This window comes from Flavobacterium sp. 9 (assembly GCF_002754195.1).
Lineage (GTDB): Bacteria > Bacteroidota > Bacteroidia > Flavobacteriales > Flavobacteriaceae > Flavobacterium.
Genome location: NZ_PEEU01000001.1, coordinates 1,806,597 through 1,827,272 on the forward strand (window position 1 = coordinate 1,806,597; position 20,676 = coordinate 1,827,272).

Here is a 20,676-nt window from a genome sequence, read left to right on the forward strand (position 1 = left end):
TTTTATTCTTGATTTTTTTAAACAAAAATGGATTCGATTTCGATATTTTAACTTTTAAAATTACTCTTAAACTGAGCCCGCATTCATTTCTTAACCTTTTCTTACAAAACAAAAAACCCTGAAAATTATTAAAATTTTCAGGGTTTGAATTTATTTTTATTCTGATTTTAGAAATCTCTGTCTACATCAAAAGCTTCTAAATATTCGGCTACACGTTTTACAAAACTTCCACCTAATGCACCATCAACAACTCTATGATCGTAAGAATGCGATAAGAACATTTTTTGACGGATTCCTATAAAATCACCTTCCGTAGTTTCGATAACCGCAGGCACTTTACGAATCGCTCCAAGAGCAAGAATTCCAACTTGTGGCTGATTGATAATTGGCGTTCCAAAAACACTGCCAAAAGTCCCCACATTTGTCACCGTATAAGTTCCGCCTTGTGTATCGTCTGGTTTTAGTTTTCCGGCTTTTGCACGGTTTCCTAAATCATTAACCGCTTTTGCCATTCCAACAAGGTTTAACTGATCTGCATTTTTAATTACAGGAACAATTAAATTTCCGTTTGGTAAAGCCGCAGCCATTCCTAAATTTATATTTTTCTTTTTGATGATATAATCTCCATCAACAGAAATATTCATTCCCGGGAAATCTTTTAACGCTTTTGCAACCGCTTCCATCATAATTGGCGTAAAAGTCAACTTTTCACCTTCTCTTTTCTCGAAAGCAGTTTTTACTTTTTCTCTCCATTTTACAATATTCGTCACATCAACCTCAATAAATGATTGTACGTGTGCCGAAGTTTGTACCGAAGCCACCATATATCCAGAAATCAGTTTACGCATTCTGTCCATTTCGATGATTTCGTCACCTCCATTTACAGAAACCGGAACCGCTTGTTGGCTTTTTTGAACCGGAGCTGCCTGAACTACTGGTTCTGCTGCTTTTGGCGTAGGAACTACAGCTTTTGGAGCTTCTACAACACCCGATTTACGGTTTTCAACATATTTTAAAATATCTTCTTTTGTTACGCGACCGTCTTTTCCTGAACCAGCAATATTTTCTAATTCAGTAACAGAAACACCTTCTTCCTTTGCAATATTTTTTACTAATGGAGAAAAGAATTTATCTGATCCTGAGAAATCTTGCGGAGCAGCGACAGTTTCTTTAGCAACTTCAATTGTTTTTTCAATTTCTGCTGCTTCAGTTGGAGCAGAAACTTCTTCAGTTACTTTTGCAGTTGGCGCATCACCTTCTGTCTCAATAATTGCAATAGTTTGTCCTACCTGAACTAAATCATCTTTACCGAATAATTGTTCAACTAAAATTCCCGATACTTCGCTTGGTACTTCACTATCAACCTTATCAGTTGCAATTTCAAGTACAGCTTCATCAGCTTCAATTTTGTCTCCAACTTCTTTCAACCAGTTGGTAATGGTTGCTTCAGCGACACTTTCTCCCATTTTAGGAAGCTTTAATTCAAATCTTGCCATATTGTTAATCTAAAGGATGATTTTGATTTTGTGATTGCGAAATTACTGAATATTTTAAATATAAATTACACTTAATATAATTTTTTACTCAATTTTTATAATTTGGCCTCTGTCATTTCGGGAATTGCTTCCAATAATAAAATTGGTGTTTTTGGGGAAAATCTTAAAAGTAATGTTCTTATCTTTAAGAGTTTCTATCATTTTGATACATTTTTTGAATGAAACATAGTGATTATCCAAAATAATCTCTCCTCTTTTACCCTTAAAAAGTAGGCACGAATTTACCATTTTTTCTTTTTTTAAATCCAAAAAGAACACTTTATTTTTTAAAATAGAAGGTAAATTTTCAGACAAAATTTTATTTGAAGAATAAAAAACGACACTTTCAGGCAAAGGTTTTGGTTTAACTTTTCCCTGAAACATTTTTACAAAAGAGAAAAACCAAATACCAATTTGAATAAAAAACTCAAAAAACCACGATTTCTTAAAATGCTTTTGATAAAAGAAATTCATCGCTTCCTGAAAACGTTTCATATACTTTTCGTCTTTTACCGTACTTTCTCCTTTATAATGTAAAACTGTAGTTTCATGAAAATAGAAATTCACCTTTTGTTTTTGTAAAACACGATATGACAAATCAATATCGTCAGCATACATGAAACAATCTTCATCAAAACCTTCTAATTCCAGATATAAATCGCGTTTCAAAAACATAAAAGCTCCAACTAAAATATCGACTTTTCCGGTTTCATCTTCTCCTAAATGTTGTGCATAATATTGATTGAATAATCTTGTTTTTGGAAAGATTTTATATAAACCCAAAATCTTTGTAAAAGCAATCCATGGCGTCGGAATTCCGCGTTTGCTTTCTGGTAGAAATTCTCCCGTTCCGTCAATTAATTTACAGCCTATAATTCCTAAATCTGTTTGCCTTTCGGCGAAAGCCAAAATCCTGACAAACGTATCTTCGGCAACAACTGTATCGGGATTTAGAATGCAAACGTATTTTCCGCTCGCTTGAGAAACGCCAATATTATTGCCTTTTGGAAAACCAAAATTAGAAGCGTTTTCAATTAATTTTACATTCGGAAATTTATTTTTCATCATCAAACAACTCTCATCTGACGAATTATTATCAATAACAATAATTTCAGCATCAAGTGTCGAAATCGCTTCCTGAACACTTAAAACACATTGTTCCAAGAAGTAACGCACATTATAATTAAGAATAATTACCGATAATTGCATGAAAAATATAGGAATTGATTTTTTCGAAAGTTAGAAATTTTCGGCTAAACCCAATCGCAATGACCAATCGTTTTTACTAACTCCAAAATCGAGCACCAAATTACTATTGTTTTGCTTGTTCCATTTAATACGTAAACCGGCTCCAGCTGCAGGATTCCATTTTTTAAAATCGTACGTATCCAACTTTGAAACTGAGGAAATATTAGTAAAAAATACTGCGCCCCAAAATCCGTTTTTAGAAATATCTGTTCGATATTCTGTTTCAAAATACATCAATGCATTGCTTCGGAATCTATTTCTGGTAAAACCGCGACCTGTTTTTCCATCGCGATCCCAACCAATACTTGGCAAATCGAGATAATGAGGTTTTCCGCCAAAAGTTGACCAATAAAAAGCCCGATAAGCCAAAACTCTGTGTTTGTATTTGCTAAATGAATGATATTTTCGGGCATCAAAATAAATAGAATTCCATTTTTTTCCGTCGACTCCGGTTGTGTTTATTCTATAATCGGCTTCTATATAGATTCCCTGTTCCGGATTTACGTTGTTTTTTCGAGAATCATAAAGTCCCTGAACAGCGATTCCAAAAGAATTTTCATCTGAGTAATCTCCGTTCATATATTTATAGTAATCGGTTTCATCATCGATATAAGATTCTTCAGAAATATTTTGGTAATTATCCAACAACAATCCTAATCCCATTCTGAAATTACCAATTATTTTTCGGGTTGCAAACTGATAAAAACGCCATTGCTGATAATCTAATGTTGACATTTTTTTATCTGTATTATGTCCGCCTAAACCATAAGTATCCTGAGGATAAATCATATATCTGTAATCACCAATAAAATTCCATTTATCATCTCTCGTATAAATATAGGATTGAATGGGAAAAACGTATTGCTTGGTAAAACTGAAATAAGGCGAAAAAGAAACCTGAGACATTTTGGTCGTATTACTATCGCCAAGATAAAATGTGGTTAAAAAAGAAACGACCAATCCCGCATTTTTATTTGCATCTATAGGAACGGGAAGCAAAGAAAAAGCTACCTTTTTGTCTGAATTTACTCTTACGGAATCATTTTTATGGAATAGTTTATACAAAACATCTAAAATATCTTTTTTACTACTCGAAATTGTATCATTCTGTGAATAACAAAATGACGCAAGAAAAAGGAAAAATAAAATAATTAGCGATTTTATACTTTTCATTTCGTAAGATTTTCAGAAACAACTTCTTACAAATTTAAAATTTAATTTAAAACAGCCGTCTATTTTAAAAAGAATAAAAAAAGAAAAACTAAAACGAATCGTAAAAAACTATATTTTTGATTTTGAACAAAAATAGTTTTCCATGAAAAACAGAATTCTGATTCTAATTGATTCATTTCTTTTGCTATTGACACTCTTTTTTACATCAGGTTTTGGATTTATTCAACATGATTTAGATTCAGACCGAAATCTTGTAAAATCTTCTACTTGGTATATTGCCGGTCCAGCCAAAGAAAATCAGGAAACTATAAATGCAATTCGGGAAAAAGAAGAAATTATCAGAGTAACGGCAAAAGACAATCCTGTTGGAGAAATAGAATTAAATGTCATGATTATGGCGTCAGATTCAAATGATGGTATTCCAACAAACTTATCTAATGAATCGAAATTCGTCACTATAACTTATAGATCTTCACATCTTATAAAATTACAAGCCAGAGAAGGAAATCCAGAAGGAACTGGTTGCGTTCATGGCGGTTCACATCCAAGAGTTGATATTCCGGCTTCTCCAAAAAAATTCAAAACGATTAAAATTCCGTGGTCAAATTTCAAACAAGATGGTTTACCAAACGGGAAACTTTTAAATATTCATAACCTTTGTAAATTCAATTTTGTGAATTACAATCCGGTTTCGGGAGCATTTTTAGAAATAAAATCAGTTATAGTCCAAATTTAAAAACATGAAAACAAGACTTTTATTTATCCTTTTCGTTGCTGTATTATTTTCAAATTTTGGCTATAGCCAAAAAAAATCTGCTGTTTCAAAAATCGACATTAATGGTGTTTGGGAAGATATAAATCCCGGCGTTCAAAATGCAGTTGCCATTATATCGGAACAAAACGGAAAAATTATTTTCTCGCATTATCTGGAATGGAAAGGACAGAAATTCGTAGAAAGCGGTGTAGGAAAACGAATAGGAAACACCATTGGCTATACTGTAGATGTAACTTTACCTATTAAGGGATGGGCAACCGCAGGAACGCATACTTTAAAATTATCTGAAGATGGAAATACGCTGGAAGGAACTTTTGTCGACAATAAAAAACGAACTGGACCAATTGCGTTTAAACGTGTAAGGTGAGAATTTGTTTCAGGTTTCAGGTTTCAAGTTGAAATGAGACTATTTAACCGCAAAGCTCGCAAAAGTTTTTTCTTTTAGATCACGTTTAGCAAACGCAAAGTTCGCAAAGCTTTGTCTTGATAAGCTTTGCGAACTTTGCGTAAATCTTTGTGAACTTTGCGGTTAAACAATCCCTACAAGTGCAACTGAATTTTATATTTGTTGCATAATTTCATTACAAACAACATTATTGTTGAGAAAACTAATGACCAAATAATTCCAGGAACTCCTACACGGAAATAATCCGGAATAATATGAATATTAAAAGCTATACAGAAATAATAAATTACGCCCGGCAAAATATAAATCAACAAAGGATTTGCTGCTGCCGGCATGAAGAAATTACTCCATTTTGTTTGTTTTTTAATTTCCATTAACCAATAAAGAAAATAGAATAATACGGTACAAATTGTAGCCGAAAACATGGTCCACGATGGTGTTCCTTTTATTTTTGAAATTCCAAAGTAAGGTCTTAATAAATATCCTGTTACAAAAAACAAAACTGCAAAACCTATTACTGCCCAATTGATTTTGGGAGCTATTCTTCGATCAAAGAATAAAAGCGAAATCACAACTCCGGCGGTTACTAATGAAGCATGTGTTAAATGTCCGGCGATGAAACTTAACCAGTATGTTTGCTGTATTACAGATCCTTCTGTCAAATTAACCGAATTGGCGATTACACAAACTACCAAAAAAGCAATCATGGCCCATAATCTTCCTGAAACTAGCCAATAATAGATTACTGTAATTAAATACGCCCAACCTATTAATCCCAGAATTCCCCACCATTTTGGTGTCATTCCAATTTCGCCAGTATCCTGAACGTATAAAAAATATAGCGCTACCAAAACAAGCATTCCACCATATTGAAACGTACTTTTTAACCAAACCGGAAAATCTTTTGCATATTTATTCCAAATGGGAATCGGCATGAAATAAGCCAAAAGTCCCCAAAATGCAGGCGCAATAATCATTTTTGTTGCGTCATAACCGTATTCCGCGTTAACCATGAAAACACCAATAATAATTAAAGCCAAAGCTCTTTTTAAGGTATGCGCCCAAATCGTTTTAACACTGTCTCCTTTTAATAATCGGGCATTGAAAGCAAACGGAATCGACATTCCAACAATAAATAAAAAGGCTGGAAAAACCACATCAACAAAAGTCATTGCATCTGCGTCTGCAGGCATATGTTTCATCCATTGCGGCACTTCTGTAATGCTCGCGAGCTCATTTACAAAAATCATTATAAAAATGGTAATTCCGCGTAAAGCATCTATCGAAATAATCCTTTGATTGTATAAATTCTCTTTAATTTTCATAAAATTTCAGCGTATTGATAACAACAAATATAAACTAATGGATGAAATGTCAAATTAGGTTTCTGTAACAAATTCTCGATAAATCGTTTTAAATAAATCCTCTAATCAATTTCATTAAAAAATCCTTTCATTTTTTTACTTTTGCGCCATGTTATCATTATTCAAACCCAAACTACACTTAAAAGACCTTATTCCCGAAGGTTTTGTTGATATTCATTCCCATTTATTGCCTGGTATTGACGATGGTGCAAAAAATAGTACTGAAAGTATTAAACTTATAAAAGCTTTTCAAGAGATGGGCTTTTCTCAATTTACTACTACTCCGCATATTAGCCATATTTGGAAAAATTCACAAAAGACGATTTTAGATAATTATAAAGAAACAATTGTTTTAGCAAAAGAAAACAAACTTCAAATTCCTTTTGAAACCGCAGCCGAATATTTAATGGATGATTGGTTTGAAAGTCATTTTCACTCCGAAAAACTTCTTACGCTAAAAGACAATTATGTATTGGTAGAAATGTCATATCTAAATGCTCCTATCCGATTGTATAAAATATTATTTGATTTGCAGGTTGCAGGTTACATTCCGGTTTTGGCACATCCGGAACGCTATACTTTCTATCATAAAAATCTTGATGAATACGAAAAACTAAAAAAAGCAGGTTGTCTTTTTCAGTTGAATTTATTGTCGACTGTTGGTTATTATGGAAGTGAAATATCCAAAATTGCCGACGAACTTCTTAAAAAGGGAATGTATGATTTTGCAGGAACTGATGTTCATCATATGAGACATATCAACTCTTTTGGTAACAGAATTAAAGTAAAAAGTATTTCTAATCTAAAAGAAGTAATTAATAACAATCAGTTTTTTAAATCTTAATCAATAAGCGTTTTCTTCGCCTTTAAAGACATTGATAATTGTTTTTATGATGATTTTCACGTCGAGTAATAAACTCCAATTTTCAATATACCAGATGTCATATTCTACTCGGCTTTCCATATCGCTCAATACTTTTGTCTCTCCGCGATAACCGTTGACTTGCGCCCAACCTGTAATTCCGGGTTTAGCATACTGACGCACTAAATAATTATTGATTAAATCACTGTATTCTTTAGCCAGATTTACCATATGTGGTCTAGGTCCAACTACGGACATATCGCCATAAAAAACATTAAAAAACTGAGGTAATTCGTCAATGCTTGTTTTACGAATAAAAGCGCCAAATTTAGTAATACGACTATCTCCTTTTTCGGCTTGTTTTTTGTGTGCCAAACCATTAACATACATGCTTCTGAATTTAAAGCACATAAAAGTTCTATTATCTCGACCGGATCTTTCTTGTTTAAAAAATATTGGTCCCGGCGATTCTATTTTAATAATCAGCATTATAATAGGAAACAACCACGGAAATATCAATAAAATCACAGAAACCGAAAAAACAATATCAAAAGCTTTTTTTGCAAGCCTGTTTACCACAAGTTCCAAAGGTTCTGTTCGAAACATCAATACCGGCATATTTTCATAAAAAGCAACCTCAACTTTACTTGATTTTGTGTACAATTGAAAATCAGGAATAAACTTAATTCGGATCATATTCTGTTCGCAAATTCTGGTCAGTTCATTAATAATTTCAATATTATCAATATGTAATGCCACATACATTTCATCTATCTTTTTTTCGGCAACAAATTGCGGAATAGCAGCAAAACCACCTAAAACTGAAGAAGTATCAACAATTGAAGCATCTATATTATCATCAAAAAAGCCTAGAAATTTATATCCGTAAGTCAGGTCTTTTGCTAATATTTTTCGGATTTTCTCTCCGGATTCATTAACACCAACAACAATAAAAGTTTTAAAATTATATCCTTGCGCTCTAATATATTTTAGAAGTTTCATGGAGAAATAACGGGAAACCATCAATAATACAAAGAAAATCATGTAAAAATAAACTAATCTAAGTCTCGAAATATCAGTGTATTTCAAGTATACCACAAATATTGAGATTAAAGCAGCGTGAATGAGCAACTTTTTTATGGTTCTGAATAATATGGATTCTATAGTTTCTACACGAATACTTCGGTTTGAATCGTTCTGAAGCAATAATACAACCCAAAGTAAAATTGCCAATAACGAAACTACTCTTTCTTCTTTTGATAAAAGCTTATCCAAACTTTCAAATCTGGCAAATGCAGACAAAATTGTAGCCAGATTCAACAATACTAAATCTACTAAAACAAACAAAAGCTTAAAATAGCGCGAGAAACGATAATGCGATAGTTTTTGTAGAATTTTCATATTGAGGTTTTATGCTTAATTTTAGACTAAAAATTAATTAAAAATTTAGCACTGCAAAATAATATTTTAATTAGATTTTTCTGTACTATTTAGAATCTATTCTTTAAAAGTTTACTTTTATATTTTGCAGATATAATATTGCAGATTATGCTTAAAACAATTCTACTTTTTTTCCTGATTGCAGTTTCTGCAAATGCGCAAATATCAGGTTGTACAGATCCGCTTTCGAAGAACTATAATCCATTGGCAACTATAAATGATGGAAGTTGCTTGTATGCTTCTTTCAAAATCAAACCGGAATATTCCAGGGAATTATCTGACTCGATCAAAGAAACTTCGGGATTAATTTCTTTCAATAATTTATTGTGGACGCATAATGACGATCATGACAAAACTATTTACGGATTGGATTCTTTGGGCCAAATTAAAAGAAAAATAGTTCTGAACGAAGTAATAAATAATGACTGGGAAGAAATCTCTCAAGATAGTACTCATATTTATATAGGTGATTTCGGAAATAATTACACCGGAAACAGAACTGATTTACATATTCTGAAAATAGAAAAACAATCTTTTCTCGAAGGAAATCCAAATATTGAAACCATTTCGTTTCAATATTCTGATCAAACTGATTTTTCCTCTCAAAAAGGCAATACTACAAATTTTGATTGTGAAGCTTTCATCATTTCAAAAGACAGCATTTATTTGTTTACAAAACAATGGAGTAATTCAAAAACGTCTATTTATTCTTTGCCAAATCAATCCGGAAAACACGTTGCAAAATTAAAAGATGAATTGGACACAAAAGGATTAGTGACGGGCGCAACCTATTTAGAATCCAAAAAACTAATTGTTCTTTGTGGTTATTCTAAAATAGGAAAACCATTTTTATATCTTTTATATGATTTTAAAAACCATGATTTTTTATCCGGAAATAAAAGGAGAATAAATCTTCCGCTTCCTTTTCATCAAATAGAAGGAATTTCGACAGAAGATGGTTTGCATTATTATTTGACAAATGAATCTTTGGTCCGAAAACCGGTAATCAATGTTCGGCAACAAATTCATCGTATTGACTTAAGTCCTATATTGGATTCCTATCTTCATAAATAAACTTTTGCGGAATCTGATTTTATATTAAACCAAATTCCGCAAAACTTATTTTTACTTTATTTTAGACAGCAGTAAATTAAAATTATCGATCACCAAATTGGGTTCATCATTCATAATGTAATGCCCTGCTTTTATAGTTGTAATGTGCGTAAAATCAGAAACTCCTTCTTTTAATAATTCATGCGCCTTAAACCATATTTGTTTTTCTGATTCAGAAGTAGATGCGTCGATTTTTAAGCTCGAAATTACAATTACAGGAATATTTGGCAAATCCGGAAGTGTCGCCATATACTGAGAATCTTCTATTATTTCTCTGGCTTCGCGTGTTCCTCCAAAATTTTCTCCATAATTGATCACACAAAGATTATAAAGCATATCCTCCTCTTCTTGCGAAGGCCGATTATAATATTCGTGCGATGGATCTATAAATAATAATCCGGCAACTTTAGAAGGATTTTTAACAGCATAATCTCTAATAATCATTCCGCCAAGCGAATGCCCGATAAGAATAACTTTTCTGTCATTCGAAAAATTATTAATTACAGTTTCGAGTTCACTTCTTAATTGATTTATATTTCTTGGTTTTGAATCTTTTTCAGATTTTTCATAACCGGCTCTGTCATATGTTAAGACATCTAATTGGGCACTTATTTTTATTGCTATTTTTTTTTCGTTCCAAACAGAATGTCCGTCTCCGAGTCCGGATTCAAAAACTACCAAATATTTTGAGTTGTGAATAATGGAGTAAGTTGCCAATTTATGAGTTCCAACATCTACTTTTATTTCTTTTAAAGTTTCAGTATTATTATCACTGTCTTTATCGCACGAAACGAATGTAAAGAATAAACTTAGTCCAATTTTTGCAATAATGTTTTTTGCTGATTTCATTTCTTTAAGATTAAAATTTTCAGCAAAAATCCCTTAAAAACAAAGGCTGGTCGTTCTGATTTATAAATTAGAACCTATTTGTTTCTTATATTCTGACGGAGTTTGTCCTGTGACTTTTTTAAATGTAGTATTAAAAACCGTTTTTGAATTAAAACCTACAGAAAACCCAATTCCTAATAAACTTAAACGATCCGTTTCAGAATCAATCATTAATTTTTTAGCTTCTTCAATTCGATATCTGTTTATAAACTGATAGAAATTTTCACCAAATCCATTATTGATTACGTACGAAAGTATATGCGTAGAAATTTTCATCGAACCAGCCAGTTTTACTAAACTTAAACCAAATTCTAAAAAAGGCTTTTCGGTTTCCATTAATTGTAATAATCTGATTTTTTGTTCTTCTAATTCTTCGTTGGTCAGCAATTGTTTTCGTTTACCTTCTGGTAAAGAAGTTTCAACAATAATAGTTTCTATTTCTTCTTTTTCTTTTAAACTATATGGAAAGATTTCTTTTTGTTTCTGCCAATAATAAGTTATGTAGAGAATACTTAAAAAGTAAATCAAACTTGTCAGGACATCGAAGGTTTTGTTTCCTTCGGATATTTGAAATACAATATCAAGAATCCAAAAAATCGTGATAAAAATAACACCGACAATAATATTTTTTAGCCATTTCAAATCCAGATTCTCAGAAGTAGAATTTAAAAGTTTAATCGTTTTTTCATGCTTAACAATTTTTCGATAAGCCAGAAAACAATAAATAAAAACGTATAGGCTGAAAATAAAATTAAATATTGCTATGGTTTTCTGTACAATTTCCGGACTTATATCTTCAGGTTTATTGTTGTCGTCTATTAACCAGGAAATAATAAGAAGAATAAAGATTAGGAAAGCGAAACTAAAATGCAAGTAATCAATTACTTTCCATTTTCTAACTGGCTCGATATAATAGCAAACACTTAGATAAAATACCGGAGCAACGACAAAACTGGAGATATTTATTAATTGATTCAGAATATCATCTTCTGTGAGTATTTTGCTGTCTACAATAACATTTTCAAGTAATATTAAAAAAATACAGCCTACAAAAGATCCAAACCATCGATTGGCTTTTATATTAATCTTATTTTGATTTACAAAAATTATAAATGTCAGTAAAAATGCTGCACCGCAAATTATTGCATTGAATATTGAGTACATAAAACAATTTTGATCACAAATCTAAGTAATTAAGTTTGTCTTAGTCAACTTAAATAAGTTTAACAATTCGTAAATGGTAATATAAAAGTTTACTTTTGCAAAAAGTTATGTTTTCTAAAACATTCATAACTTATAATTTATAACTCATATTTTACAAAGTGAATTACTTATCTGTAGAAAATATATCGAAGTCATTTGGCGAAAGAACGCTTTTTGACAATATCTCATTTGGAATCAATAAAGACCAAAAAATTGCTTTTATAGCTAAAAACGGTTCGGGAAAAACGACCATTATGAGTATTATCAATGGTTTGGATGAACCTGATACTGGACAAGTTGTTTTAAGAAAAGGAATCCGTATGGCGTTTCTTTCTCAGGATAATAATCTACAAGACGAGTTAACCATTGAGGAAAGCATTTTTGCATCAGACAATGAAACGCTTAAAGTAATTGAAGCTTACGAAAAAGCACTTGAAAATCCAGACGATGAAGAAGCTTATCAAAAAGCTTTTGACGGAATGGACCAACATAATGCGTGGGATTTTGAAACGCAATACAAACAAATTTTATTCAAATTAAAACTGGAAGATTTTAAACTTAAAGTAAAAAATCTTTCGGGTGGACAAAAAAAGCGTCTTTCATTAGCGATAATTTTGATTAATCGCCCTGATTTATTGATTCTTGATGAGCCAACCAATCACCTGGATCTTGAAATGATCGAATGGCTGGAAAGTTATTTTGCCAAAGAAAATATTACCTTGTTTATGGTAACACACGACCGTTTCTTCTTGGAGCGTGTTTGTAACGAAATCATCGAACTTGACAATGGTAAATTATACCAATACAAAGGAAATTACTCTTATTATTTAGAGAAAAAAGAAGAAAGAATTACTTCTGAAAATGCAAGTGTTGACAAAGCAAAAAACTTATTCGTAAAAGAATTAGAATGGATGCGTCGTCAGCCAAAAGCGAGAACAACAAAATCAAAATCACGTCAGGATGATTTTTATGTAATTAAAGAAAAAGCACAAAGTCGTCGTAAAGAAAACAAAGTTGAGCTTGAAATTAACATGGAAAGAATGGGAAGCAAGATTATCGAGCTTCACAAAATTTCTAAAAAATTCAAAGATCACGTTATTCTGGACAACTTCAGTTTTGATTTTCAGCGTGGAGAACGTATCGGAATTATTGGAAAAAACGGAACCGGAAAATCGACTTTCTTAAATCTTCTTACGGGAACAATTCCGTTGGATAGCGGACGCGTTGTAAAAGGTGACACAATCAAGATTGGTTATTATACACAAAGCGGAATCAATCCGAAACCGAATCAGCGTGTTATAGATATTATTAAAGAATACGGAGAATATATTCCGCTTGCAAAAGGTCGAATGATTTCGGCTTCGCAATTGTTGGAGCGTTTTCTTTTTGATGCTAAAAAACAATATGATTTCGTAGAAAAATTAAGCGGTGGCGAATTAAAACGTTTGTATTTATGTACGGTTTTAATTCAGAATCCTAACTTTTTGATTCTGGATGAGCCTACAAACGATTTAGATATCGTGACTTTAAATGTACTTGAAAGTTTCCTTTTAGATTACCCAGGTTGTTTACTTGTAGTTTCTCACGACCGTTATTTTATGGATAAAATTGTCGATCACTTATTTATCTTTAGAGGAAAAGGAGAAATTGAAAGCTTCCCAGGAAACTATTCTGATTTCAGAGCTTACGAAGACAGTGCCGATGTTGCTCAAAAAGAAGAAAACAAAGCCGAAAAGAAAGATTGGAAACAAAATAATCCAACAGGAAATCTAACTTTCAACGAGCAAAAAGAATATCAAAAACTAGAAAGAGAAATAAAAGATTTAGAAATTGATAAAACTAAAATCGAACAATTATTCTCTGATGGAAAAGTAGCTGACGCTGACATCGAGAAAAAAGCTAACGAATTACAAAATATCATCAATAAGATAGATCAAAAAGAAGAACGTTGGTTTGAACTTTCGGCTAAGATCGAGGGATAATCCACGAGCTTTCGAGAGAAAAACAGAAGTTTATATTATAAAGAGCCTCAATGCTATTAGTGACAACACTAAAAGTATTGAGGCTCTTTTTTTTTTGCTAAAAAGCAATCTAAAATTAACAAGAAACTATTTTAAAAAATAAAGCCTTTTTTATCATTTGCAATGGTAAATACCTATTTTAGCAGAAGAAAAAAACTAATCTATAAAACAAAAAAGAAGAACAATATTAGCATTAATAATGTTCGACAGTACTTTACAACATAAAAAAATGGAATCGAAGAACAAGATTTTAAAATTACGTTTAACTATAAGTTTTGCATTAACATTAATAACTATACTGTCTTTTTCATGCAAAAATGATTCGCCAAAAAATAATATTCCAAATACAACACAACTAAATCCAACCAAAAAAGCGGTTGTAACTCCTGAGGAAATATCAGAAACGGAATTAAATGTCTTTTTTCAAGATTTCATAAAAGCTTTTAATACTAATAATGAAAAAGAAATAAATAAGTTCATTGACGAAAAAGATGGTTTTATCGAATATGTTTATGACGGTCCTTATCCTATAATAATTTTTGCTAACAAAATGAGTTATAAAGAATGGTTTGAAACTAAAATCCATACAACCGTTTCTTCTGAAAAATTCCCAACTTATCTAGGAGATACCAAATTTGAGAAAACAGGCTTTTTTTATGAAAAATATGAGAATAAATTCAAGCTTTCTGATTTTGATAATGGTTACGTAAATCTTTCAGATTCTGTTTTTGAATCTCACCATGCATTGGAGGATAAATGTAATTACAGAGCACGCGCAATGGATGTTGATGGAAAACGTATTTACAATTTCTACTTTGCGATTACAAAAGAAAAGAAAAAGATTGTAGGATTATCTTATGATTATACCGATGATGTTACATACAGTGATCCACAAACAGGTTTCATACCTTTTGAATCCAAAAAAGACATTGAAAACTACATTACAGAACAGCAAAAATTCTGTGATTCCAAAAATAAATCTTATATCGATTTTGCTAAAAAAGAATTTACTTACTGGGATTTTAAAGAAAAACCATTTGTATTTAAAAGTTATGAAATTGGAAATATCGAAATACAATCCAAAAAATTAAAAACACGAAAAATCATTTTTCACAATGCGGATGCAAATGAAGAATATGATCGTGATTTTACGATGACATTGTCAAACAAAGGAACATTTGTAGTTACACCCATGGGAGCCAGACCATCTTATGAATATATAATTTGTAAATAATTCCAAAAACAAAATACCTAATTTCATTATATTTACGACTTTAAAAAATCTACTTTTCATGAAACATCTTTTTTCTGCATTATTTATAATGACACTTTTTATTTCTTGCTCTAATGACAAACCTACTAATCAAGAGCCACAAAAAACAGATTACACTGTTGAAAACGAAAAAGAAATCACTGATTATATTGCCAAAAACAAACTAACAGCGACAAGAACCGCTTCTGGTTTGTATTATATTATCGATGAACCTGGAACAGGTGCACAACCAACGGCAACGTCAAATGTAACTGTAGCTTATAGAGGCTATTATACAAGCGGAAAAATATTCAACCAAAGCGACGCTGCAGGTGTCTCTTTTTCTTTAACCGAAGTTATTAAAGGCTGGACAGAAGGTATTCCTTATTTTAAAACAGGCGGAAGTGGAGCTCTTTTAGTTCCTTCACATTTAGGTTACGGAAGTGTTACTACTAAGGGAATTCCCGGAGGTTCAGTTCTTATTTTTGACGTTAAATTGATTAAAGTTAATTAAGTTCAAAATATCATCTCAATAAAAAAAGCCACAAGAAGATTTAATCTTTTTATGGCTTTTTTATTTTTACAGTCTGAAAACTGAGATTTATATTCTACCAAGGAATCGGATTATAATCTTTCAGGAATTTTCCACACCAATGTTTTCCGGTATTAATTCCGTCAAATAAAGGATCCATAACACGAGCGGCGCCATCAACAATATCCAATGGCGGTTGAAAATCTTCTAATTCCTGCTTCTTTTTTGCCAATTCGGCAGGATCTTCGTCAGTTACCCAACCTGTATCAACGGCATTCATAAAAATTCCGTGTTTTGCCAAAGTTCCTGATGATGTATGTGTTAACATATTCAATGCAGCTTTTGCCATATTAGTATGCGGATGACGATCTTCTTTAAAGAAACGATGAAACTTTCCTTCCATCGCCGAAACATTTATAATGTGTTTTTTGCCTGTATTATCTTTTTTCATTACTTCAGAAAGTCGGTTACATAACACAAATGGCGCAACAGAATTTACTAATTGTACTTCAATCATTTCTGTAGTTTCTATTTGCCCTAAACGTAAACGCCAACTATTTGTTTTTCGCAAATCAACTTGTTGCAAATCTGCATCGAGTTCTCCTTCTGGAAAAACTTCATTTGCGACCAATGCATTATCAAAAGAATATGGAATTTGAGATAATTGAGCCGAAGCGCGCAAACCAATTCCAGGTTCTGGTCCGTGCCAGGTTACCGGCATATTTTCATTCGAAGAAAAACCAGTTGTCAAAACTTTTAGTTCGTCCAGACAATTCAAATGATCTAATAATAAATCTTGCGCTTGTTTAGGAAGTGAAGTAATTGACAATTCTTCATTTTCCATTAAATGGGAATAAAATCCAGCGGGACGTCTCACCGTTTGTGCTGCATTATTAATCAGAATATCCAAACGCTCGTATTTTTGCTCTATAAAATTGCAGAAAATCTCCACACTCGGAATATGTCTTAAATCTAAACCATGAATTTTTAAGCGATGTCCCCATTCCATGAAATCTTCTTCTTTAGCAAATCGCAAAGCCGAATCAACCGGAAAACGTGTTGTCGCAATAACAGTTGCTCCGCCACGCAAAAGCATTAATGTAATATGATAACCAATTTTTAATCGGGAACCTGTAATAATAGCAATTTGTCCTTTTACATCGGCAGTTTGAAAACGTTTAGCATAATTAAAATCACCGCAATCTGTACACATTGTGTCATAAAAGTGGTGCATTTTAGTAAATTCTGTTTTACAAACGTAACAATTTCGTGGAGTTTCGAGTTCTAATGCTTCTTTTAGAGCAAGATCATTTAGAGCCAATAATTTTGGTGCAACAAATATACTCGCTTCACGCGCATGACGAATTCCGGTTTCTTTACGCGTCGTTTTGTCTTTCTTCTCTTTTTTACGTTTTGCAGCTTGCAAACCATCTTTTACTCTTCTGGAAAACTCATCACGATCCGGTCTCGAAAACATTCCTGCTTCTTTGATTAAGGCAATTCGTTGTTCTTTCGGAATATCAAATATCTGATCTGTATTGGCATTCAGTTGTGCTAAAATGGCAATGCATTTATTAATTTCTTCCGAGGTTATTGTATTCTTACTTTCTACTTCTTCCTTCAACATTATAAAACGTATTACTATTTGCTTAATGGGCAAATATAGTCTTTTTGAAAGTCATAAACTTCAAAGTCAAAAGTGGTAAAGTATCGTTTTATACCTTTAAAACTTTCGACTTTATGACTTTCGACTTTTTTGTATCTTCGCGCCTACTTGTTAAACATTTATATGCTATTTCAAATTAAATCTTATTTAAAATTCCTTTGGGATTCCAAAAACGAGCATGGAGTACATTCGCCGTTTGTTTTTAATTTATTGACAAAATGTTTTTACGACAAGAAAACCAAACCCGAATATTCGATTTTGCGAAACTATCGAAAATCATTACTTAATAACAAAAACTTTATTGAAGTAACTGATTTTGGCGCCGGTTCAAAAGTATTTAAATCGAATAGAAGACAAATTTCGAAAATTGCATCGACAGCAGGAATTTCTCCAAAACGTGCCGAATTATTATTTCGCGTAACTAATTATTTTCAGCCCAAAAACATTCTTGAAATTGGAACTTCTTTAGGTTTGGCAACTTCTGCTTTGGCTTTAGGAAACAAAAATGCAAAAATAATTACGCTCGAAGGTTGCCCACAAACGGCAAGTGTTGCTAAAAATAATTTAGAAAATTTTGATTGCAAAAATGTAGATACTATTATAACTGAATTTGAAAACTTTTTAGTTTCTACAAATCTTCAGGCTACAGATTATGATCTTATTTATTTTGATGGAAATCATTCTAAAAAAGCTACTTTGGCTTATTTTGATCTTTTGTTACAAACGATTACCAATGATTGTGTTTGGATTTTCGATGATATTCATTGGTCTCCAGAAATGGAAGAAGCTTGGGAAATTATAAAAAACCATCCAAAAGTTACGGTAACAATTGATACTTTTCAATGGGGATTTGTCTTTTTTAGATATGAGCAGGAAAAAGAACATTTTGTGATTCGTGCTTAATTATAAAACACATCATCAGGTATTCCTTTTTTAAATAACTCTTCGTACTCTGACAAATCATCTTTATCTGTTATTGGATAATTAAACAATAGAAAGCCATTTTGAGGTGAGCTTTTTTCATAGATAACTAAATAGCTAATGGTTGTATCTGGTTTTTCGTCAGGAATTTCTATATAATGATTTTCAAAATATGCATTAGAAATCCATTCTTCATTTACCTTAAAATCATACCGAACTTCTCCATCCGATTTTCCTCTTCCTGTGTGATAAAATGTCACTTTGCCTTCTGATAAAACATAGTTGTCTTTTATTCTTTTGACATCGTATATTTGTATCGCAATAGTAAAAAAGAAAGCTATTATCAGAAACAAAAAAATAAAAATACCAACTAAACTTTTAGATTCGAATTTAGAAAAATCCTCAAAAAAATAACATAGTCTAAAAAGTAATATTGTAATTAATAGTATTATAAAATAGATTCCCATTATTTAATTTTATGAACAGCTAAAATAAAATTCTTTTATAAGAAACCTGAGTTTAAAATTTCTATTTCAAAAAAAAATGACAACCATTTCTGATTGTCATTTTAATACTAATTCAAATTAACTTAATAATTATTTTTTTGCTGCTGCAGTTTCTTCAGATTTAGCTCCCATTCTATTTAAAGTATACATTGGAGCAAATTTCAATTTCAAACCGGCAATTTTTCTATTATCTTCAGATGTTAAACCTTCTTTTTCAACCGTATTTTTTCGGCTGTCAAGTGCTTCGTACATCAATTTTACTTCATCCCAGTCTTCTCTTGAATATTTATCTTTATTATCTTCAACAGTATGAACAAATTGCTGATAAACACTATGTATGTTTTTAGCATTTACCCAGTCAAAATTCATATCCTCTCCGATTTTTCCTTCTCCAAATAAAGCATTACGCAATTGTTGTTTTGGACTTGGAGCAGGTGGGGCAAAAACGGTGGTCATTTCTTTTTTAAACTCTTCGTATTTCACTTTACTTGTATTCACTTTTTCGGTCGCAGCCGAATTATCTTTAATATCTGCTAAAGCTAATTCTGCTTCTGCAGCTTTTCTGTCATACTCAGCTTCAACATTTTTCCAATCTGCTTTCAGATCATCTGCTTTAACATTTTTAACTGAATCCACATAAGCGACATAAGAGTCTACGGTTTTTTGAGCTTTTTCTTGTTTTTCATCTTTACAAGACGTAAGACTTAACGCTATTAAAGCAATTCCTGATAATAATTGTATGTTTTTCATAATTCTGATTATTTAAGATTAGATAACAAATGTAAGCTACAATACAGCCCTTACTCTTACACAATTATCACTTTTATAATATTTAAAACATTATAATTCAATAAAATAACAGAAAAATGGAGATTATATAAAAATAATACAAAATCACATAACAGATTTTCATTCGAATAAATTATAATTTTTTATAAAAATGATAATTTGTAGAAAATCATGATTTTAAATCCCGACAGTTGTAACAAAAATCAATTAGAAACTACTTATCGTTTATTGAAAAGTGTTTTGTACTTTTAAATCCAAAATTGTAAATCAAAATGGCGAATCCATTAATTAAAATAACTGATATAAAACGAAATTTTGTTCTTGGTAATGAAATCGTTTATGTCTTAAAAGGAATTAATTTAGAAATCAATAAAGGCGAATATGTAGCTTTAATGGGACCTTCGGGTTCTGGAAAATCAACTTTAATGAATCTATTAGGTTGTTTGGACACTCCAACTTCCGGACATTATGTTTTAAACGGAAAAGATGTCAGCCAAATGAAAGACGATGAATTGGCAGGAATTCGAAACAAAGAAATCGGATTTGTGTTTCAGACTTTCAATCTTTTACCAAGAACCACTGCTTTAGATAATGTTGCATTGCCTATGATTTATGCAGGATATTCGAAATCAGAACGCACCAAACGAGCTGAAGAAGTTTTGACACAAGTAAATCTGTCAGACAGAATGGATCACCAGCCCAATCAGCTTTCCGGAGGACAACGTCAGCGTGTTGCAATTGCCCGCGCTTTGGTTAACAAACCTTCAATTATTCTTGCCGATGAACCAACAGGAAACTTAGATAGTAAAACGTCTGTTGAAATTATGAAGCTTTTTGGAGATATTCACGCGCAAGGAAACACAGTTATTTTAGTAACGCACGAAGAAGATATTGCAGCTTATGCGCATAGAGTTATTCGTTTAAGAGATGGATTGATTGAAAGTGATACTACAAAATAGTTTAAGCGTTTATTTGGTTAATT

Annotated in this window: 19 protein-coding genes; 9 read left to right on the forward strand and 10 right to left on the reverse strand. The window is 31.7% G+C overall.

All coding sequences use genetic code 11. The annotated features are described in order from the left end of the window. Positions 1 to 167: 167 nt before the first annotated feature. The 3 genes from CLU81_RS06770 to CLU81_RS06780 form a co-directional block, all read right to left on the reverse strand. Complete coding sequence (locus CLU81_RS06770) at positions 168 to 1,496, reverse strand: dihydrolipoamide acetyltransferase family protein (RefSeq protein WP_099709133.1); 1,329 nt, start codon at positions 1,494 to 1,496, stop codon at positions 168 to 170. Positions 1,497 to 1,580: 84 nt separating this feature from the next. Further along, the gene (locus CLU81_RS06775; protein WP_099709134.1) at positions 1,581 to 2,744 is read right to left on the reverse strand and encodes a glycosyltransferase family 2 protein; all 1,164 of its coding nucleotides are present in this window, start codon (positions 2,742 to 2,744) and stop codon (positions 1,581 to 1,583) included. Positions 2,745 to 2,774: 30 nt separating this feature from the next. Then, positions 2,775 to 3,956 (reverse strand): BamA/TamA family outer membrane protein, encoded by a 1,182-nt coding sequence (locus CLU81_RS06780; RefSeq protein WP_099709135.1) that lies wholly within the window; start codon positions 3,954 to 3,956, stop codon positions 2,775 to 2,777. A 142-nt stretch (positions 3,957 to 4,098) separates the two neighbouring features. Here CLU81_RS06780 and CLU81_RS06785 point away from each other — a divergent pair, with 142 nt between their 5' ends. Next, complete coding sequence (locus CLU81_RS06785) at positions 4,099 to 4,692, forward strand: hypothetical protein (RefSeq protein WP_099709136.1); 594 nt, start codon at positions 4,099 to 4,101, stop codon at positions 4,690 to 4,692. 4 nt (positions 4,693 to 4,696) lie between these two features. After that, entirely contained in the window at positions 4,697 to 5,098 is a 402-nt protein-coding gene (locus CLU81_RS06790; RefSeq protein ID WP_099709137.1) for a hypothetical protein, read from the forward strand. A gap of 173 nt (positions 5,099 to 5,271) precedes the next feature. On the opposite strand, the gene CLU81_RS06795 is transcribed toward CLU81_RS06790, so the two are convergent. Beyond that, positions 5,272 to 6,462 carry a DUF5009 domain-containing protein gene (locus CLU81_RS06795; RefSeq protein WP_099709138.1) on the reverse strand — a complete coding sequence of 397 codons (1,191 nt, stop codon included), beginning with the start codon at positions 6,460 to 6,462 and terminating at the stop codon, positions 5,272 to 5,274. A gap of 148 nt (positions 6,463 to 6,610) precedes the next feature. Between CLU81_RS06795 and CLU81_RS06800 the strand changes: the two genes are divergently transcribed. After that, positions 6,611 to 7,345 (forward strand): tyrosine-protein phosphatase, encoded by a 735-nt coding sequence (locus tag CLU81_RS06800; RefSeq protein ID WP_099709139.1) that lies wholly within the window; start codon positions 6,611 to 6,613, stop codon positions 7,343 to 7,345. Here the strand turns inward: CLU81_RS06800 and CLU81_RS06805 are convergent, their stop codons facing one another. Next, positions 7,346 to 8,764: an undecaprenyl-phosphate glucose phosphotransferase gene (locus tag CLU81_RS06805; RefSeq protein ID WP_099709140.1), complete on the reverse strand. Its 1,419-nt coding sequence runs from the start codon at positions 8,762 to 8,764 to the stop codon at positions 7,346 to 7,348. A 147-nt stretch (positions 8,765 to 8,911) separates the two neighbouring features. Here CLU81_RS06805 and CLU81_RS06810 point away from each other — a divergent pair, with 147 nt between their 5' ends. Then, on the forward strand, positions 8,912 to 9,877 hold the full coding sequence (locus CLU81_RS06810; protein ID WP_099709141.1) for a hypothetical protein: 966 nt from the start codon (positions 8,912 to 8,914) through the stop codon (positions 9,875 to 9,877). A gap of 51 nt (positions 9,878 to 9,928) precedes the next feature. Here the strand turns inward: CLU81_RS06810 and CLU81_RS06815 are convergent, their stop codons facing one another. Continuing rightward, positions 9,929 to 10,765, reverse strand: a complete 837-nt coding sequence (locus tag CLU81_RS06815; RefSeq protein WP_099709142.1) for an alpha/beta fold hydrolase — start codon at positions 10,763 to 10,765, stop codon at positions 9,929 to 9,931. Positions 10,766 to 10,825: 60 nt separating this feature from the next. Then, a complete protein-coding gene (locus CLU81_RS06820) occupies positions 10,826 to 11,968 on the reverse strand; it encodes an AraC family transcriptional regulator (protein WP_099709143.1) in 1,143 nt (380 codons plus the stop codon). Between the two features lie 158 nt (positions 11,969 to 12,126). Here CLU81_RS06820 and CLU81_RS06825 point away from each other — a divergent pair, with 158 nt between their 5' ends. From CLU81_RS06825 to CLU81_RS06835, 3 genes are all read left to right on the forward strand, one after another. Further along, complete coding sequence (locus CLU81_RS06825) at positions 12,127 to 13,989, forward strand: ABC-F family ATP-binding cassette domain-containing protein (protein WP_099709144.1); 1,863 nt, start codon at positions 12,127 to 12,129, stop codon at positions 13,987 to 13,989. Between the two features lie 268 nt (positions 13,990 to 14,257). Beyond that, positions 14,258 to 15,262 carry a hypothetical protein gene (locus tag CLU81_RS06830; protein WP_144444477.1) on the forward strand — a complete coding sequence of 335 codons (1,005 nt, stop codon included), beginning with the start codon at positions 14,258 to 14,260 and terminating at the stop codon, positions 15,260 to 15,262. Positions 15,263 to 15,320: 58 nt separating this feature from the next. Then, entirely contained in the window at positions 15,321 to 15,794 is a 474-nt protein-coding gene (locus CLU81_RS06835; protein ID WP_099709146.1) for an FKBP-type peptidyl-prolyl cis-trans isomerase, read from the forward strand. Positions 15,795 to 15,888: 94 nt separating this feature from the next. Here the strand turns inward: CLU81_RS06835 and CLU81_RS06840 are convergent, their stop codons facing one another. Next, positions 15,889 to 17,439, reverse strand: coding sequence for an SDR family oxidoreductase (locus CLU81_RS06840; RefSeq protein ID WP_099709147.1), 1,551 nt, complete (start codon positions 17,437 to 17,439; stop codon positions 15,889 to 15,891). A 162-nt stretch (positions 17,440 to 17,601) separates the two neighbouring features. Here CLU81_RS06840 and CLU81_RS06845 point away from each other — a divergent pair, with 162 nt between their 5' ends. Then, complete coding sequence (locus CLU81_RS06845; protein ID WP_099709148.1) at positions 17,602 to 18,381, forward strand: O-methyltransferase; 780 nt, start codon at positions 17,602 to 17,604, stop codon at positions 18,379 to 18,381. On the opposite strand, the gene CLU81_RS06850 is transcribed toward CLU81_RS06845, so the two are convergent. Next, complete coding sequence (locus CLU81_RS06850) at positions 18,378 to 18,752, reverse strand: hypothetical protein (RefSeq protein WP_144444478.1); 375 nt, start codon at positions 18,750 to 18,752, stop codon at positions 18,378 to 18,380. The two genes, CLU81_RS06845 and CLU81_RS06850, sit on opposite strands and share 4 nt — an antisense overlap. A 243-nt stretch (positions 18,753 to 18,995) precedes the next feature. Continuing rightward, positions 18,996 to 19,655, reverse strand: a complete 660-nt coding sequence (locus CLU81_RS06855; protein ID WP_099709150.1) for a DUF6565 domain-containing protein — start codon at positions 19,653 to 19,655, stop codon at positions 18,996 to 18,998. Between the two features lie 311 nt (positions 19,656 to 19,966). Between CLU81_RS06855 and CLU81_RS06860 the strand changes: the two genes are divergently transcribed. Then, the gene (locus tag CLU81_RS06860; RefSeq protein ID WP_059116478.1) at positions 19,967 to 20,653 is read left to right on the forward strand and encodes an ABC transporter ATP-binding protein; all 687 of its coding nucleotides are present in this window, start codon (positions 19,967 to 19,969) and stop codon (positions 20,651 to 20,653) included. Positions 20,654 to 20,676: the final 23 nt, after the last annotated feature.

What these genes read in the sequence shown, in the direction of transcription:
- CLU81_RS06835 (WP_099709146.1), top strand. Translation starts at nt 15,321, where the DNA reads ATGAAACATCTTTTTTCTGCATTATTTATAATGACACTTTTTATTTCT.
- CLU81_RS06840 (WP_099709147.1), bottom strand. Translation starts at nt 17,439, where the DNA reads ATGTTGAAGGAAGAAGTAGAAAGTAAGAATACAATAACCTCGGAAGAA.
- CLU81_RS06810 (WP_099709141.1), top strand. Translation starts at nt 8,912, where the DNA reads ATGCTTAAAACAATTCTACTTTTTTTCCTGATTGCAGTTTCTGCAAAT.
- CLU81_RS06785 (WP_099709136.1), top strand. Translation starts at nt 4,099, where the DNA reads ATGAAAAACAGAATTCTGATTCTAATTGATTCATTTCTTTTGCTATTG.
- CLU81_RS06855 (WP_099709150.1), bottom strand. Translation starts at nt 19,655, where the DNA reads ATGAAAAACATACAATTATTATCAGGAATTGCTTTAATAGCGTTAAGT.
- CLU81_RS06780 (WP_099709135.1), bottom strand. Translation starts at nt 3,956, where the DNA reads ATGAAAAGTATAAAATCGCTAATTATTTTATTTTTCCTTTTTCTTGCG.
- CLU81_RS06775 (WP_099709134.1), bottom strand. Translation starts at nt 2,744, where the DNA reads ATGCAATTATCGGTAATTATTCTTAATTATAATGTGCGTTACTTCTTG.
- CLU81_RS06770 (WP_099709133.1), bottom strand. Translation starts at nt 1,496, where the DNA reads ATGGCAAGATTTGAATTAAAGCTTCCTAAAATGGGAGAAAGTGTCGCT.
- CLU81_RS06805 (WP_099709140.1), bottom strand. Translation starts at nt 8,764, where the DNA reads ATGAAAATTCTACAAAAACTATCGCATTATCGTTTCTCGCGCTATTTT.
- CLU81_RS06860 (WP_059116478.1), top strand. Translation starts at nt 19,967, where the DNA reads ATGGCGAATCCATTAATTAAAATAACTGATATAAAACGAAATTTTGTT.
- CLU81_RS06815 (WP_099709142.1), bottom strand. Translation starts at nt 10,765, where the DNA reads ATGAAATCAGCAAAAAACATTATTGCAAAAATTGGACTAAGTTTATTC.
- CLU81_RS06830 (WP_144444477.1), top strand. Translation starts at nt 14,258, where the DNA reads ATGGAATCGAAGAACAAGATTTTAAAATTACGTTTAACTATAAGTTTT.
- CLU81_RS06790 (WP_099709137.1), top strand. Translation starts at nt 4,697, where the DNA reads ATGAAAACAAGACTTTTATTTATCCTTTTCGTTGCTGTATTATTTTCA.
- CLU81_RS06800 (WP_099709139.1), top strand. Translation starts at nt 6,611, where the DNA reads ATGTTATCATTATTCAAACCCAAACTACACTTAAAAGACCTTATTCCC.
- CLU81_RS06820 (WP_099709143.1), bottom strand. Translation starts at nt 11,968, where the DNA reads ATGTACTCAATATTCAATGCAATAATTTGCGGTGCAGCATTTTTACTG.
- CLU81_RS06795 (WP_099709138.1), bottom strand. Translation starts at nt 6,462, where the DNA reads ATGAAAATTAAAGAGAATTTATACAATCAAAGGATTATTTCGATAGAT.
- CLU81_RS06845 (WP_099709148.1), top strand. Translation starts at nt 17,602, where the DNA reads ATGCTATTTCAAATTAAATCTTATTTAAAATTCCTTTGGGATTCCAAA.